14 protein-coding genes are annotated in these 16,629 nt (G+C 65.4%); 2 read left to right on the top strand and 12 right to left on the bottom strand.

The genetic code is table 11. The features are described 5' to 3' along the window. The first annotated feature begins 5 nt into the window (after positions 1–5). The gene (locus AC3WVS_RS23360; protein ID WP_492320520.1) at positions 6–1,418 is read left to right on the top strand and encodes an FAD-binding oxidoreductase; all 1,413 of its coding nucleotides are present in this window, start codon (positions 6–8) and stop codon (positions 1,416–1,418) included. Between the two features lie 69 nt (positions 1,419–1,487). On the opposite strand, the gene pbpG is transcribed toward AC3WVS_RS23360, so the two are convergent. From pbpG to AC3WVS_RS23335, 5 genes are all read right to left on the bottom strand, one after another. After that, positions 1,488–2,711: a D-alanyl-D-alanine endopeptidase gene (gene pbpG / locus AC3WVS_RS23355; RefSeq protein ID WP_492320519.1), complete on the bottom strand. Its 1,224-nt coding sequence runs from the start codon at positions 2,709–2,711 to the stop codon at positions 1,488–1,490. Positions 2,712–2,994: 283 nt separating this feature from the next. Then, on the bottom strand, positions 2,995–3,717 hold the full coding sequence (locus AC3WVS_RS23350) for a nitroreductase (protein ID WP_492320518.1): 723 nt from the start codon (positions 3,715–3,717) through the stop codon (positions 2,995–2,997). Continuing rightward, positions 3,714–4,193: an acyl-CoA thioesterase gene (locus AC3WVS_RS23345; RefSeq protein ID WP_492320517.1), complete on the bottom strand. Its 480-nt coding sequence runs from the start codon at positions 4,191–4,193 to the stop codon at positions 3,714–3,716. The genes AC3WVS_RS23350 and AC3WVS_RS23345 overlap by 4 nt, the downstream gene beginning before the upstream one ends. Before the next feature lie 56 nt (positions 4,194–4,249). Then, the gene (locus tag AC3WVS_RS23340) at positions 4,250–5,176 is read right to left on the bottom strand and encodes a DMT family transporter (protein ID WP_492320516.1); all 927 of its coding nucleotides are present in this window, start codon (positions 5,174–5,176) and stop codon (positions 4,250–4,252) included. Continuing rightward, positions 5,173–6,093 carry a histone deacetylase family protein gene (locus AC3WVS_RS23335; RefSeq protein WP_492320515.1) on the bottom strand — a complete coding sequence of 307 codons (921 nt, stop codon included), beginning with the start codon at positions 6,091–6,093 and terminating at the stop codon, positions 5,173–5,175. Before AC3WVS_RS23335 ends, AC3WVS_RS23340 begins: the two co-directional genes overlap by 4 nt. 340 nt (positions 6,094–6,433) lie before the next feature. On the opposite strand from AC3WVS_RS23335, the gene phaP1 reads away from it, so the two are divergent. Continuing rightward, complete coding sequence (gene phaP1 / locus AC3WVS_RS23330; RefSeq protein WP_011615034.1) at positions 6,434–7,012, top strand: TIGR01841 family phasin PhaP1; 579 nt, start codon at positions 6,434–6,436, stop codon at positions 7,010–7,012. A gap of 241 nt (positions 7,013–7,253) precedes the next feature. Here the strand turns inward: phaP1 and amrS are convergent, their stop codons facing one another. From amrS to aceE, 7 genes are all read right to left on the bottom strand, one after another. Continuing rightward, entirely contained in the window at positions 7,254–8,342 is a 1,089-nt protein-coding gene (gene amrS, locus AC3WVS_RS23325) for an AmmeMemoRadiSam system radical SAM enzyme (RefSeq protein WP_492320514.1), read from the bottom strand. Beyond that, on the bottom strand, positions 8,339–8,533 hold the full coding sequence (locus AC3WVS_RS23320; RefSeq protein WP_492320513.1) for a hypothetical protein: 195 nt from the start codon (positions 8,531–8,533) through the stop codon (positions 8,339–8,341). Before AC3WVS_RS23320 ends, amrS begins: the two co-directional genes overlap by 4 nt. Before the next feature lie 93 nt (positions 8,534–8,626). Continuing rightward, positions 8,627–9,064, bottom strand: coding sequence for a universal stress protein (locus AC3WVS_RS23315; protein ID WP_492320512.1), 438 nt, complete (start codon positions 9,062–9,064; stop codon positions 8,627–8,629). 313 nt (positions 9,065–9,377) lie between these two features. After that, complete coding sequence (gene lpdA / locus AC3WVS_RS23310) at positions 9,378–11,156, bottom strand: dihydrolipoyl dehydrogenase (protein WP_492320511.1); 1,779 nt, start codon at positions 11,154–11,156, stop codon at positions 9,378–9,380. A 33-nt stretch (positions 11,157–11,189) separates the two neighbouring features. Next, positions 11,190–11,867, bottom strand: a complete 678-nt coding sequence (locus tag AC3WVS_RS23305; protein WP_492320510.1) for an MFS transporter — start codon at positions 11,865–11,867, stop codon at positions 11,190–11,192. Positions 11,868–11,940: 73 nt separating this feature from the next. Then, the gene (gene aceF, locus AC3WVS_RS23300; RefSeq protein WP_492320509.1) at positions 11,941–13,605 is read right to left on the bottom strand and encodes a dihydrolipoyllysine-residue acetyltransferase; all 1,665 of its coding nucleotides are present in this window, start codon (positions 13,603–13,605) and stop codon (positions 11,941–11,943) included. 167 nt (positions 13,606–13,772) lie between these two features. Continuing rightward, on the bottom strand, positions 13,773–16,460 hold the full coding sequence (aceE, locus tag AC3WVS_RS23295) for a pyruvate dehydrogenase (acetyl-transferring), homodimeric type (RefSeq protein WP_492320508.1): 2,688 nt from the start codon (positions 16,458–16,460) through the stop codon (positions 13,773–13,775). Positions 16,461–16,629 lie beyond the last annotated feature (169 nt).

Here is a 16,629-nt window from a genome sequence, read left to right as displayed (position 1 = left end):
CCATCATGCAAACCGGCCAATTCGCCCAGCGGCTCACCGAGGCCCTCGGCGCCGACACCGTCCTGACCAACCCCGACGACATCGCCCCGTGGCTGTCCGACTGGCGCGGCATCTATCGCGGCCAGGCCCAGGCCGTGCTGCGGCCGCGCACCGTGGACGAAGTCTCGCGCGCGCTGGCGCTGTGCCAGCAGGCCGCGGTGCCGGTGGTGCCGCGCGGCGGCAATACCGGCCTGTGCGGCGGCGCCACGCCCGATGCACAGGCGCGGAACGTGGTGCTGAGCCTGGACCGCATGAACGCGGTGCGCTCGCTCGACACCATCGCCAACACCATGGTTGCCGAGGCCGGCTGCATCCTCGGCAACCTGCGCCGCGCGGCGCAAGACGCCAACCGGCTGCTGCCGCTGTCGCTGGCCGCCGAAGACTCGTGCCAGATCGGCGGCAACCTTGCGACCAATGCCGGCGGCGTGAACGTGGTGCGCTATGGCATGGCGCGCGAACTGGTGCTGGGCGTGGAAGCGGTGCTGCCCAACGGCGAGGTCTTCCATGGCCTGCGCACGCTGCGCAAGGACAATACCGGCTATGACCTGAAGCAGCTGCTGGTCGGCTCCGAAGGTACGCTTGGCGTAATCACCGCGGCCGCGCTGCGGCTGTTCCCGCGCACCGACACGCGCAGTGTGGTGCTGGCGGCGGTGGCCTCGCCGGCGCAGTCGCTGGCACTCTATGAACTGCTGTTTGAGCAATGCGGCGCGCGCCTGCAGGCGTTCGAATTCTTTACCGGCGATTGCCTGGACCTGGTGCTCACGCACGCAGAGGGCGTGCAGGAGCCGTTCGCGCAACGCTACCCCGCCTACGTACTGGTGGAACTGGCCGACACCACGGACGAAGATGCGCTGAACGCGTTGCTCGAACGCGTTATCGGCGAAGCGCTGGAGCGCGAGCTGTGCCTCGATGCAGCCGTGTCTGCCTCACTCGCACAATTGCAGGCGCTGTGGAAACTGCGCGAGGAAATCTCCGAGGCGCAGCGCGCCGACGGCCCGCACCTGAAGCACGACATCTCGCTGCCGATCGAGCAGATCCCGGCCTTCATGACCTCGATGGAAACGCGGCTGCGTGGGCTCGATCCCGCCATCCGGCCCTTTATCTTCGGGCACTTCGGCGACGGCAACCTGCACTACAACCTTTCGCGCCCGGCCGGCGCGCCCAAGGACTGGGCGGCCACGCAAGGCGATGCGGTGACCGACGCGGTGCTGGACGAAGTAATGCGCTACGGCGGCAGCATCAGCGCCGAGCATGGCATCGGCCAGCTCAAGCGCCATGCCTTCCTGGCCATGAAGGACCCGCTGGAACTGCGGCTGATGCGCGAGATCAAGGCCGTGTTCGACCCGGCCGGGATCATGAACCCAGGCAAGCTGCTCTGACGGCCGCGGCCGCCAGAAAGAAAAACGCGCCGTGGCACGGCGCGTTTTTTTCCGGTCAGGCATTCCGTATCAGATGCCGCGCGACTGCTGCGAAGCCAGGATCGCGTGCGCGCCGCCCGGAGCCTGTGTCAGGTTCGGCGACGACGGGAAACCACGCTGCGGCGACGATGGCGACGGCGCATGCTCCAGCCAGTCCTTGACGCGGTTGGCATCGGCAAAGCGCGACAGCTTGCCGGCCGAGTCCAGGAACACCATCACCACGTTGCGGCCCTGGACCTTGGCCTGCATCACCAGGCACTGGCCGGCTTCGGAGATAAAGCCGGTCTTCTGCAGGCCGATCTCCCAGTTGCCGCCGCGCACCAGGCGGTTGGTGCTGACGTAGTGCTGGGTGCGGCCCAGCACGTTGACCTCATGCTCGGTCTGCGTCGAGAACTCGCGGATGGTCGGGTTGCGGTACGCCGCGTTGACCATGCGCACCAGGTCCGTCGCGCTCGACACATTGCTGCTCGACAGCCCGCTGGAATCGACGAAGTGGCTGTCGTTCATGCCCAGCTCGCGGGCCTTGCGGTTCATCGCCTGGACAAAGGCCGGCAGGCCGCCCGGGTAGTTGCGGCCCAGCGCCGACGCAGCGCGGTTCTCAGACGACATCAGCGCCAGCAGCAGCAGCTCCTGGCGCGTCAGCTGCGTACCAAAGCGCAGGCGCGAGCCGCTGTGCTTTTCGGTGTCGCGGTCTTCCTCGGAGATGGTCAGCACTTCGTCCATCGGCAGGCGGGCGTCCATCACCACCAGCGCGGTCATCAGCTTGGTGATCGAAGCGATCGGCAGCACCGCACTGGCGTTCTTCTGGAACAGCACCTCGTTGGAGTTCTGGTCCATCACCAGTGCCACGCTGGAACGCAGTGCCAGCGCGTCGTCGGTGTCGCGCAAGCCCATGGCTTCGCCCAGCGACGGCTTGGCCGGGGTGAAGGCGGCGCGCACGGGTGCGGCGCGCTGGGCCACGACGGTATGGCGCTTGCCATTTTTCAGCACCACCACTTTGCGTGTGCTGCTTGCTTCGCGCTTGGCAACCTTGCCGCTACGCGAGCTCTTGGCAACAGCCTTCGAAGCACTCTTTTTCTCGGCGTTAACCGATTTTGCCTGCTTTTTGGACGTTTTTTGGGTAGTTGCGGACTTGGTGGCCGCTTCGGCCACAGGTGCCGCGACCATCGACACCGATACCAGGACCGCAGTGGCAACAGCGGACAGGGGTGCGGAGCCGAAGAATCTGGAAAAAATGGAATCAGACCGGAACATGATTCGTTCAGCGCATAGGAATGGCGCTAGTGTAGGAAAGAAAGAAATTGTTAGCAAGATTAAAGACTTACAGACGCTCCTTAAAGTTCGATTTGCAAACATTTCCACATTGTGGAAAAAGCAACCAAAAGGTCACGTTTGCATGCGAACCGCCTCTGGCTTGCCCCAGGCGTACCCGGGTTCACCTTGCTGCCCCTTGGAACACTCCCAGCCAATACACGGACGTCGTCTTGTATATCGGCACTCATCGTTACACATTGATACAAACTTTTCTCAAACTTTGCTATGAGAGGAAACGCGCGAACCCGCTGACCGGCTCACGTTCCGTCATCAGTTGGTTCTCGATCGCTTCCGGGTCGGCAAAACCCAGTGACATGCCGCATACCACCATTTCCTCCGGTGGCAGCCGCAGGTGGCTGCCAATGATCTTGTGGAACTGCGTGAACGCCGCCTGCGGACAGGTATCAAGTCCGCGCGCCCGGGCGGCGACCATGATGCTTTGCAGGAACATGCCGTAGTCCAGCCAGCTGCCCTGCTCCATGATGCGGTCGATGGTGAAGATCATCCCCACCGGCGCATCGAAGAAACGGAAATTGCGCGCGTGCTGCTCATGCATGCGCGCCTTGTCTTCGCGGCTGATCTCAAGCAGCCCGTACAGGTCCCAGCCCACCTTGCGCCGCCGCGACAAGTAGGGATCAGCCCACTCGCGTGGGTAGTACGGATACTCTTCCAGGTACTTGCTGTCGCGCTCGGGGTCTTCGTAAGCGCCCAGCACATCGGCGCACAGCTTGGCCTTGGCCTCGCCGGACAGCACATAGACGCGCCACGGCTGCGTATTGGTGCCCGACGGCGCACGGCTGGCTACGGCCAGGATTTCTTCGACGGTCCGGCGCGACACCTGCGTATCGAGAAAGGCCCGCACCGAACGCCGCGTCAGGATCGCGCGATCCACGCAGTCCACGGCATCCTGCGAACCGAATTGCACCTCGTGGGACATCTTGTTCATCTCCTGTTGCCCCGTTCTTCCCCTTGCCCGCCCGTCACCGCGTCGGTCATCACCAACGGCAGCAGCGCCTCGCGCAGCGGCTCCGGCAACGGCACCGGCCGGCGCGTGGCGCGATCGACATAGACGTGGATGAAATGCCCCTGCGCGGCGGCGGTCTCGTTGTCGCCGCTGAACAGCCCGACCTCATAGCGCACGCTCGACGTACCCAGCCTTGCCACGCGCAGGCCGGCCACCACGGTCTCGGGAAAGCTCAGCGACGAGAAGTAGTTGCACTGCGTCTCGATCACCAGCCCGATCGTGTCGCCCGACGTGACATCGAGCACGCCCTGCCGGATCAGGTAGGTATTCACCACGGTATCAAAGTAACTGTAGTAGACAACGTTGTTAACGTGGCCATAGACATCGTTATCCATCCAACGCGTGGTGATCGGCTGGAAGTACGGATAGGTACTGCGCGACTCGGCTTGCGGTTTCATGAGACGTGGACGGGACAGGATGGGATAGGAATACTGAAGTAGCCGCATACGCGACACTACCGGCGGATGACAAGTGCGACACCAAGCGCCGCGAGCACCATCCCGGCAGCGGCCAGCGGCGGAAAGCGCTCACCGAAGAGCAGCCAGGCCATCACCGCGGTAGTGGGCGGCGTCAGGTACATCAGGCTCGACACCTTGGTGGCCGCGCCCCGCCGGATCAGCAGGAACAGCAACGAGATCGCGCCGATCGACAGCGCCACCACCGACCACGCCATGGCACCAAGCATCGCGGCACTCCACTGCACTGCGCGGGTTTCAAAGAGGAACATGAACGGCACGCACGCAAGTGCCGCAGCGGCGAACTGGATCACCGAGCCCATGCGCAGGTCGAACACCGGGCAGAAGTGCTTCTGGTAGACCGTGCCGACGGTGATGCTGAGCAAGGCGCCACCCGCCAGTGCCAGGCTTGCCGGTGTGAGTCCGCTGGCACCGAGCTTGTTGGCCACCACCAGCGCCACGCCGGCGATGCCGAGCAGCAGGCCCAGCCACTGGCGCGCGCCGATGCGCTCACCCATGCGCGTGGCGATCAGCGCGGTCAGGATCGGCTGCATGCCGACGATCAGCGCCGATACGCCGGCAGGCATGCCAAGCTTGATCGCAGCCCAGACGCCACCGAGGTAGCCCGTCTGCAGCAGCAGCCCCGCTACGGCGATATGCCCGACCGCGCGCCAGTCCGTTGGCGCCTTGCCTGGCAGGCGCGGCAGCGGCACGCGCGCCAGCAGCACGAATGGCACCATCAGCACCACCACGCCGGCAAAGCGCAGGAACAGGAAGGTCATCGGCTCCGCATACGGCATGCCGTATTTGGCGACGATAAAGCCGGTGCTCCAGATCAGCACGAACAGCCACGGCATCGACGCCACCCACAGCGTGGTGCGGGCGCTTGACGCTGCTGCGCCGCCTTGCTCCATCACGCCGCTCATGTGGCCAGCAGCGCCTGTGCATGGCGCGCGTGATATTGCGCGGCCAGGCTTACGGTCTGCGCGTGGACCGCAACTGTGTCCTCGATCTGGTTGCCGTAGCCGCCCGCCATCGCCACCGCCACCGGCAACTGGCGTGCATGCGCGGCATCGAACACCAGCCGGTCGCGCCGTGCCAGGCCCGCCAGGGTCAGCCTGAGCCGCCCGAGGCGATCGCCCTCATGCGGATCGGCGCCGGCCAGGTAGATGATCAGCTCGGGATCGAAGCGGCTGAACAGCGTGTCCAGCGCCGCCTGCAGCGCCTGCGCATAGGTGTCGTCGTCGCAGCCGTCCGGCAGGCCGACGTCCAGGTCGCTGGCCTCCTTGCGGAACGGATAGTTCTTCTCGCCATGCAGCGACAGCGTGAACACGGACGGATCGCCTTGCAGGATCGACGCGGTGCCGTTGCCCTGGTGCACGTCCAGGTCGACCACGGCCACGCGGCGCACGGCGCCATCGCGCTGCAGCACACGCGCCGCAATCGCGGCATCGTTGAACACGCAGAAGCCGGCGCCCTTGTCGGCATACGCATGGTGGGTGCCGCCCGCCAGGTTCACGGCAATGCCCTCGCGCAGCGCCGTCCAGCAGGCCTCGATGGTGGCGCCTGCGGAGCGCCGCGAGCGTTCCACCATGGCCTCGGACCACGGGAAGCCGATCTCGCGCTGGCGCGCCGCGTCGAGCGTGCCGGCTGACGCGGCCTGCACGTACCCGGGCGTGTGCGCCAGCAACAAGGCATCGTCGCCCGCGCGCGGCGCCTCCACCAGGCGCAGCCCCGGCACCTGCGCCGCGACGGCATCGCGCAGCATGCTGTACTTGCGCATCGGGAAACGGTGCCCGGGTGGCAGTGGCAGCACAAAATGGTCGGCGTAGAAAGCGAGCATGGAAGTGGCCTGGGCGGTTCTGTTCACGTCTTTGTTGGTTCCCGGCGCGGGCAATCTGCGATGGTAGCACCCCTGCCCGGCCATCGCCCGGAGCCCCCCGAAGTGGCGTCACGGCCGCACCCGTGTATCGCCAGCAACGTTGTTTGTGCATTGCACAAAATCCGCTTGACATTGAATCGTGCAGCTCTAAAATAGGAATTGTTGCGGCGCACCAAATAAAAAATGCGCCTTGACCCACCCACACGCCTGGGCTGGCCGAATCGGGCACAACACCGTCACGGCCCTGACATCTAGGCGGCTTAATTTGCTAGACCTTGAAGTTCACCACTGGAGACCAGCAATGATCCTCACCCCGGAACAAGTTGCAGCAGCGCAAAAGGCCAACCTCGAAACGCTGTTCGGCCTGACCACCAAGGCGTTTGAAGGCGTCGAAAAGCTCGTCGAGCTGAACCTGCAGGTCGTCAAGACTTCGTTCGCAGAAGGCGTTGACAACGCCAAGAAGGCGCTGTCGGCCAAGGACGCGCAGGAACTGCTGGCCATCCAGGCCGCAGCCGTGCAGCCGGTTGCCGAAAAGACCCTGGCCTACACCCGCCACCTGTATGAAATCGCTTCGGAAACCCAGAGCGAGTTCACCAAGGTAGCTGAGGCCCAACTGGCCGAAGGCTCGAAGAACGTGCAAGCGCTGGTCGAGAACCTCGCCAAGAACGCCCCGGCCGGTTCGGAATCGACCGTGGCCATCGTGAAGTCGGCGATCTCCGCTGCCAACAACGCCTACGAGTCGGTGCAGAAGGCGACCAAGCAAGCGGTCGAAATCGCTGAAACCAACTTCCAGGCTGCGGCAACGGCTGCCACCAAGGCTGCCCAGCAAGCCAGCGCCACGGCCCGTACGGCCACGGCGAAGAAGACGACGGCTGCCTGATAGCTGCCTGCGTTGAAGATGGACCGGCTGCGGCCGGTCCGTTGGCAAAGCATATCGACGCCTGGCGTTTGCGGTGTGCTTTGCCAACGATGAAGGTAGTGCCCTGACTGAGCTGCATCGGCGCTGCCTTGTCTGCCGATGTCTCCTCGGTACCGCGGTCTCCTTGTCCAAAGGTATCGTTAAACCCGACCTCTACAGGTCGGGCTTTTTTTTGTTCTTCACCTTTCCACCAGCTTGCGCCCTATTCCCCGATGCGCACAGGAATCCGCCGCCGCCCGAACTGACGCTCAAAATTCCCGAAACGTCCCGCAATCTGCGCAAGGCAGTCCGGGCAAGTTCCCGTGGGAGTCAGGCGATAGCTTTCGATCGCGTGCCAGTCGCGCACGATGAGCTGCGCGCGGCAAGCGGGGCAATGGGTGGTGGCACCGGCGGTGTCGTGGACGTTGCCGGTGTAGACGTAATGCAGTCCCTCCGCCAGCGCGTGCTTGCGGGCGCGCGCAAGGGTGGAACATGGTGTCGGCGGCACGTCGCGCATCTTGTAGTCCGGATGGAATGCGGTGAAGTGCAGCGGCACGTCGGGACCAAGCTCCCTGGCAATCCACCGGGCCTCGGCGCGAATCTCGTCATCGCTGTCGTTCTTGCCGGGAATGAGCAGCGTCGTGATCTCGAGCCAGACATCGGTTTCGTGCTTCAGGTACTGGAGCGTCTCCAGTACCGGCTGCAGGTGCGCCCCGGTGAAGGCAACATAGAACGCGTCGCTGAAGCCTTTCAGGTCGACGTTTGCCGCATCCATCCTGGCGTAGAAATCACGCCGCGCCTCGGCGCCCATATATCCTGCGGTCACCGCCACCGCCTTGATGCCCAGTTCGTGGCAGGCATCGGCTATGTCCATGGCGTACTCGGCGAAGATCACCGGGTCGTTGTAGGTGAAGGCCACGCTCTTGCAACCGTGCGCCGCCGCCGATGCGGCGATCGCTTCGGGCATGGCCGCATCGGCCAGGGTCTCCATCTCGCGCGATTTACTGATATCCCAGTTCTGGCAGAACTTGCAGGCCAAGTTGCAGCCGGCCGTGCCGAACGACAGGACGGCGGAGCCCGGGTAGAAGTGGTTGAGCGGCTTCTTTTCGATGGGGTCGATGCAGAAGCCCGACGAGCGGCCATAGGCGGTCAGCACCATCCGATCGCCGACCCGCTGGCGCACGAAGCAAGCGCCGCGCTGCTCGCCATGCAGGCGGCAGTGGCGCGGGCACAGGTCGCATTGCATGCGGCCGTCATCCAGGAAATGCCAGTAGCGGCCGGCATAGCTCCCTGAACCGGGCACATCCTTCATAAATGGTCCTTGTGCGGCTTGCTGATCACGGTTACCGACAAGACATCCAGGTCGAAGAACGGGCTGTCCGCCGGAGGCGGGGGCAATCCGGCACCCCATCCGGCGATGGCATGCTTGATGTACTCTGCCATCTGCTCGTCGGCAACGTCCCTGGGCTGGTCGATCATCACGACATAGCGGCGAGTGCTCATGGCAGATCCTTTATGGCGCCCATGACAGGCAACCATGGTGGCATCACGAACGTATCCGGCGTCATCAATGCCGGCGGCCCATTCACGCGACATCTAGCGATAGACCAGCACCGGAATCTTGCTGTGGGTCAGTACCTTCAGGGTTTCGCTGCCAATCAACAGCCCCTTCACACCCCGGCGCCCATGAGACGCCATGACAATCAGGTCACAATCGTTTTCTTCTGCAGCCTTGATGATGGCATCGTAGGGATGATCGTCGACCACGCTGCTGGTGTCGCAGGGCACGCCTGCCGCGGCGGCCTCTCGCGCGATGCCGTCGAGGTATTTCGATGCGTCCTCGAGGACAGCCTCTTCGAACTGCTCTCGCGTGTCGGTGAGCATTTCGGTGTGGTAAGTCGTGATGTGAAAATCCGGGCAGGCGCGCAGCGCCGTAATGCTGGCCTGCGTCTCCTGCGCGAACGCCAGTGCCTTGCGAAAGGCCGCTTCGGCCAGAGCGGAGCCGTCTACCGCAACAAGAAGATGCCTGAACACGTCGTGCCTCCTTGTCAGCTGAACGGTAGCCACCGGGGGCCACCGGATCCCGCCAGCAGGCATCCGGCAGCGATCGGCCGCGCCCGAATATGCAGCGCCGGCCTCGGTCGCCTTGGGGTGCATGGCGGCTGAATTCAGTATAGGCAGCGAAGGTCTTGCACCTCCTGTCGCAATCTGCACCTTGGCCGCCGACGCGAGCGGTGCTGGCAGGCAGACCTCGCGGACGCCGGCAAATGCTGGCGGTTAATTGCATAATTGGCGATGAGAAAGCCCGCCTGGCCAGGCGGGCTTTCTCGCTTGCAGCGAACGGCGCTCAGCGCTTGCGCGGCGGCGGCACGTCAGTACACGTACCTTCATAGATCTCCGCCGCCATGCCGATCGATTCACCCAGCGTCGGGTGCGGATGGATGGTCTTGCCGATATCCACCGCATCGGCGCCCATCTCGATCGCCAGGCAGACCTCGCTGATCAGGTCGCCCGCATGCGTGCCGACGATGCCGCCGCCGATCACGCGATGGGTTTCCTCGTCGAAGATCAGCTTGGTGAAGCCTTCGTCGCGGCCGTTGGCGATGGCGCGGCCCGAAGCCGCCCAGGGGAACACGCCCTTGCTGTACTTGATCCCCTTCTCCTTGCACTCGTCTTCGGTCAGGCCGGCCCAGGCCACTTCCGGATCGGTGAAGGCCACCGACGGGATCTGCTTGGCATCGAAGTAAGCCTTCTCGCCATGCGCGGCCTCAGCGGCAACGTGGGCTTCATGCACCGCCTTGTGCGCCAGCATCGGCTGGCCGACGATATCGCCGATCGCAAAGATATGCGGCACATTGGTGCGCATCTGCTTGTCGACGTTGAGAAAGCCGCGCTCGCTCACGGCCACGCCGGCCTTCTCTGCGCTGATGCGCTTGCCGTTGGGCGAGCGGCCCACCGACACCAGCACCAGGTCGTAGCGCTGCGGCTCGGCCGGCGCGGCCTCGCCTTCGAACTTGACGTAGATGCCGTCCGGTTTGGCTTCCACGCCGACGGTCTTGGTCTTCAGCATGACCTTGCCGAAGCGGTCCTTGTTCTTCTTTTCCCAGACCTTGACCAGGTCGCGGTCAGCGCCGTTCATTAGGCCGTCGAGCATTTCCACGACGTCGATGTCGGCACCCAGCGTGCTGTACACCGTGGCCATTTCCAGGCCGATGATGCCGCCGCCGATGACCAGCATCTTGTTAGGCACTTCGGGCAGCTCCAGCGCGCCGGTCGAGTCGACGATGCGCGGATCTTCCGGAATGAACGGCAGTTTCACCGCCTGGCTGCCGGCAGCGATGATGGCCTTCTCGAAGCGGATCACGGTCTTCTTGCCGGTGCTGCGCTTGCCCTCGCCTTCGGTCAGCTCGACCTCCATGTGATGCGGGTCGAGGAAGTTGCCGATGCCGCGCACCACCTGCACCTTGCGCGCCTTGGCCATGCCGGCCAGGCCGCCGGTGAGCTTGCCGACCACCTGGTTCTTGTAGTGGCGCAGGCCGTCCAGGTCGATCTTGGCTTCGCCGAAGAGGATGCCGTGGGCGGCCAGCGCCTTGGCTTCGTCGATCACCGCGGCATTGTGCAGCAGCGCCTTGGACGGGATGCAGCCCACGTTCAGGCAGACGCCGCCAAGCGTGCTGTAGCGCTCCACCAGCACGGTATTCATGCCCAGGTCTGCGGCGCGGAAGGCGGCCGAGTAGCCGCCGGGGCCGGCGCCCAGCACCAGCATCTCGCACTGGATATCGGCGCCACCGCTGTGGCTGGCGGCAGCAGGAGCCGGGGCCGCCGCCGCGGGTGCGGGAGCCTGCGCCGGTGCCGGAGCTTGCGCGGGCGCCGGGGCGGCCGCGGCCTGCTGGGCCTCGATGGTGCAGATCACCGCGCCCTGGCCGACCTTGTCGCCGACCTTGACCTTGACCTCGACCACCTTGCCGGCGGCCGACGACGGCACGTCCATGCTGGCCTTGTCGGATTCCAGCACGATCAGGGACTGTTCCACCTCGACCGTGTCGCCGGCCTTGACCAGCACCTCGATCACTTCCACCGCGTCGAAATCGCCGATATCCGGCACCTTGACTTCGATCACACTCATGTTTGCTCCTCTATGCGCGCCCGCCTCTCGGCTTCAGGGCGCGCCGTCGTTGTTGGTTGCCACGCTGTCGGGTGCCGTACTGCCGGTTGCCGGATTGCCGCCCGAGGCACCGCCAGGCGCCGGCGCCGGTGCGGCGTCACCCTCGTGCAGCCGCACGGTGTGCACTTCGATCGGCCCCGCCGAACTCTTGTCGAACTCCACGCCTGCATCGACGCCGATGCGCGCGATCTCGCCCGCATCCAGGTCCGGCCGGTCATAGACCGCATGCATCGCGCCCAGCGCGTAGTTGCGGCCCGAGCCGATACCCCAGAAGCGGTCGAACGAAAACACCTCGCGGTACGAGTAGACGCCGAAGATGCCCGCCGGATTGGCGATCAGGCATACGATCTGCGACGACTCGTAGGGATCGTCCTCGTCTTCCTTGGTGTTGACGTAATAGTCCGACTTCAGCTTCTCATGCACCTTCAGGAAGGTGCGGAACACGTCATCGCGCGAGCCCAGCCGGCACTCTTCGCCAAGCCCCGCCAGCAGCGTGCGCATGACCGGGAAGTGCGCGGTGGTCCCGGCCAGCGCGATAAAGCCATCGCCCACCGGGAACACCTTCTGGTTGCGCTCATAGGCGCGCGACAGGCGCGTGTCGCCAAAGGTCACCAGCGCGTCTGCCGCGATGGCCACCTCGGCGCCCTTCCTCACGACCACGCAGGTAGTCATGGCTCGCTCCCGGTTGCGCGTGGTGCGCCGGGGCGGGCAGGCCGACGGCCTGGCCTGCCCGGCGCAACCCCGCTTACAGCAGGATCCGGCGGAAATCCGCCAGCAGTTGCCCGAAGTACGTGTTGAAGCGCGCCGCTTCGGCACCGTCGATGACGCGGTGGTCCCACGACAGCGACAGCGGCAGCGTCAGGCGCGGCGCGAACTGCTTGCCGTCCCACACCGGCTTCTGGTACGACTTGCACACGCCCATGATGGCCACTTCCGGCGCGTTGATGATCGGCGTGAAATATGTGCCGCCGAGGCCGCCCAGCGAAGAGATCGAGAAGCAGCCGCCCTGCATCTGGTCCGGCTTGAGCTTGCCGTCGCGGGCCAGCTTGGCGAGCTCGCTCATTTCCTGGCTGATCTCCAGCACGCCCTTCTTGTCGGCGTCCTTGATCACCGGCACGACCAGGCCGTTCGGGGTGTCGGCGGCAAAACCGATGTTGAAGTACTTCTTCAGCACCAGGTTGTCACCATCGAGCGACGCGTTGAAGTTCGGGAACTTCTTCAGCGCCGCCACCGTGGCCTTGATCATGAACGCCAGCATCGTCACCTTGATGCCGGACTTCTCGTTTTCCTTGTTCAGCTGCAGGCGGAAGGCTTCCAGCTCGGTGATGTCCGCTTCGTCATGGTTGGTGACGTGCGGGATCATGACCCAGTTGCGGTGCAGGTTGGCACCCGAGATCTTCTTGATGCGCGACAGGGCCTTGCTTTCGACCTCGCCGAAGCGGGTGAAATCGACCTTCGGCCACGGCAGCAGGCCGAGCTCGCCACCACCGGCGCCAGCCGCGGCGGCCTGTGCGGGCGCGGCGGCCTGGCCGCTCATCACGCCCTTGACGTAGCCCTGCACGTCTTCCTGGGTGATACGGCCCTTGGGGCCGGTGCCCGGCACGCGCGACACGTCCACGCCCAGCTCGCGTGCGAACTTGCGCACCGAGGGGCTGGCGTGGGCGGCCTTGCCGGTTACGCCAGCGGCGGCCGGCGCGGCAGCAGGTGCTGCGGCCGGTGCCGGGGCGGCGGCTGCGGGGGCCGGTGCCGGTGCGGGCGCGCTGGCAGCCGGAGCCGGTGCCGCGGCGGCAGCTGCCGGGGCGGCGGCTGCGGCGGCGCCTTCCAGGATCAGCAGCAGCGTGCCTTCGGCGACGTTGTCACCGACCTTGACCTTGACTTCCTTGACCACGCCGCCTTGCGGCGACGGCACGTCCATGGTGGCCTTGTCGGACTCCAGCGTCACCACGGCGTCTTCGGCGTTAATGGTGTCGCCCGCCTTGACGTGGACTTCGATGACCGGCACGGCGTCGTAGTCGCCGATATCGGGCACCTTGACCTCGATGGTGCCGCCACCGCCAGCGGCCGGGGCCGCGGCTGGGGCTGCTGCGGGGGCAGGAGCCGGTGCGGGGGCTGCGGCGGCCGGCGCCGGTGCTGCGGCAGCAGGGGCAGGTGCGGTGGCGGCGGGCTCGTTGGCCGCCTCCAGCATCACCAGCACCGAGCCTTCGGACACGTTGTCGCCCACCTTGATGCGGACGTCCTTGACCACGCCGGCCTGCGGCGAGGGCACGTCCATGGTGGCCTTGTCCGATTCCAGCGTCACCAGCGCGTCTTCCGCGTTGATGCTGTCGCCGGGTTTCACATGCACTTCGATGACGGGAACGGCGTCATAGTCGCCGATATCCGGCACCTTGATTTCAATCGCTTGACTCATTCAGTGTCTCCTGGGCAGGCCGGCACGCGCGACATCCGCAAGCGGCGAGATTACCTTCGCCGCCCGCTTCTGTCACGCCGCCATGCCGCAAGGCGCCGTCCGGCATCTGGCCGGGGCGCCCGCGGCACGGCGTTGCCGTACTGCGGGGGTTGGTGCAGGCTGCCGGATCAGACCGACATCGGGTTGGGCTTGTTCGGGTCGAGGTTGTACTTCTTGATGGCCTCGGCAACCTTGTCGCGGCCGATCGCACCCTCGTCGGCCAGCGCCTTGAGCGCGGCCAGCGTGACCCAGTAGCGGTCCACTTCAAAGAAGTGGCGCAGCTTCTCGCGCGTGTCCGAGCGGCCGAAGCCGTCGGTGCCCAGCACCACGTAGCGGCGCGGCACGAACGGACGGATCTGCTCGGCAAACGCACGCACGTAGTCGGTGGAGGCGATCACCGGGCCGCGGGCCGACTTCAGGCTCTTGGCCACGTGCGATTCGCGCGGGGTCTCGGTCGGGTGCAGCAGGTTGAAGCGCTCGACGTCGTGGCCTCCGCGGGCCAGTTCGGTGAAGCTCGGGCAGCCCCACAGGTCCGACTCCACGCCCCAGTCCTTCTTGAGCAGGTCAGCAGCGGCAATCACCTCGCGGAAGATCGTGCCCGAGCCCAGCAGCTGCACGCGCGGCGCGTTGCTGTTCTCGACGCCCTTGCGGAACTGGTACATGCCCTTGACGATGTCCTGCTCCACGCCAGCCGGCATTTCCGGATGCTCGTAGTTCTCGTTCATCACCGTCAGGTAGTAGTAGACGTCTTCCTGCTCGGCGTACATGCGGCGCAGGCCGTCCTGCATGACCACCGCCAGCTCGTACTGGAAGGTCGGGTCGTACGAGATGCAGTTCGGGATCGCGGCGTGGAACACGTGCGAGTGGCCGTCTTCATGCTGCAGGCCTTCGCCGTTCAGCGTGGTGCGGCCGGCGGTGCCGCCCAGCAGGAAGCCGCGCGAGCGCATGTCGGCAGCGGCCCAGCACAGGTCGCCGATACGCTGGATGCCGAACATCGAGTAGTAGATGTAGAACGGGATCATCTGCACGCCGTGCGTCGAGTACGACGTGGCGGCCGCGATCCAGTCGCACATGGCGCCGGCTTCGTTGATGCCTTCCTGCAGCACCTGGCCAGTCTGCGATTCCTTGTAGAACATCAGCTGGTCATGGTCTTCCGGCACGTACTTCTGGCCTTCCTGGTTCCAGATGCCGACCTGGCGGAACAGGCCTTCCATGCCGAAGGTGCGCGACTCGTCCGGCACGATGGGCACCACGTGCTTGCCGATCTGCTTGTCTTTCAGCAGCGTGTTCAGGATCCGCACGAAGGCCATGGTGGTGGACACTTCGCGGCCTTCGCCGGTGGCCTTGAGCAGCGCGTCGAACGCGGACAGCTGCGGGACCGGCAGGGCTTCGGCCTTCTGGCGGCGGGCCGGCAGGTAGCCGCCCAGGTTCTGCCTCGCCTGGCGCATGTATTCCAGTTCCTTCGAACCTTCCGGGAAGGTGATGTACGGCACCTCTTCGAGCTGGTCGTCGGCAACGGGGAGGTTGAACTGGTCGCGGAACTTGCGGATCGCGTCCACCGGCATCTTCTTCTGCTGGTGGGCCACGTTCATGGCCTGGCCGGCGTCGCCCATGCCATAGCCCTTGATGGTCTTGGCCAGGATCAGCGTGGGCTGGCCCTTGTGCTCGCTGGCGGACTTGTAGGCGGCGTAGATCTTGTGCGGATCGTGGCCGCCGCGGTTCAGGCGCCAGATGTCGTCGTCGGACCAGTCGGCCACCATCGCCTTCAGCTCAGGCGTGTTGAAGAAGTGCTCGCGGACGTAGGCGCCGTCCTTGGCCTTCATGGTCTGGTACTCGCCGTCGACGCATTCCATCATGCGCTTCATCAGCAGGCCCTTGGTGTCGCGCGCCAGCAGCGAATCCCACTTGCTGCCCCACACCACCTTGATCACGTTCCAGCCGGCACCGCGGAATTCGGATTCCAGTTCCTGGATGATCTTGCCGTTGCCGCGCACCGGGCCGTCCAGGCGCTGCAGGTTGCAGTTGATGACGAAGACCAGGTTGTCGAGCTTCTCGCGGCCGGCCATGCCGATCGCGCCCAGCGATTCGGGCTCGTCGGTCTCGCCGTCGCCCAGGAAGGCCCAGACCTTGCGGTCGCCGGCCTTGGCCAGGCCGCGGCTGTCCAGGTACTTCATGAAGCGGGCCTGGTAGATGGCCATGATCGGGCCCAGGCCCATCGACACCGTCGGGAACTGCCAGAAGTCCGGCATCAGCCACGGGTGCGGGTAGGACGAGATGCCCTTGCCGTCCACTTCCTGGCGGAAGTTGTCGAGCTGGTCCTGGGTCAGGCGGCCGAGCAGGAAGGCGCGCGAATACACGCCCGGAGCCGAGTGGCCCTGCACGAACACCAGGTCGCCGCCGCTGGCTTCCGACGGGGCGCGCCAGAAGTGGTTGTAGCCGACGTCATACAGCGTGGCCGCCGAGGCGAACGACGAGATGTGGCCGCCGACGTTGGTGTGCTTGTTGGCGCGCAGCACCATCGCCATGGCGTTCCAGCGGGTGTACGAGCGGATCCGGTGCTCGATGTCCTGGTCGCCGGGGATGCGGGCCTGCTGCTCGACCGGAATCGTGTTGATGTACTGCGTCTCGGCGTGGAACGGCTGGGTGACGCCGTTCACGCGTGCGTATTCGATCTGCTTGTCGATCAGGAAAGCGGCGCGCGCCGGACCTTCGGCGGCCAGGACGCCCTGCAGGGCGTCGAGCCATTCATGGGTTTCCTGGGGATCGGCGTCGTTGGCGCTCGAGGCGCCGAGAATCTGCTCTGGTACGGCGGACATGACTGTCTCCTGGGTGAATTCTTTGCATCCGCGCCCGCGCTGGCAGCGCCCGGACACGACTTTACGTATGACTCGCACCGACTTGCGGATCCGGCACCATGCCGCCTTGCATCGGGGCCGCCGCCGGGAAACCTGTTCCGGTTTCTCCGCGCGGCAGGCGCATGGCTGC

Source organism: Cupriavidus sp. CPT47-8839-RL05A, from assembly GCF_058792255.1.
This window is presented reverse-complemented; position numbering and strand designations above follow the sequence as displayed.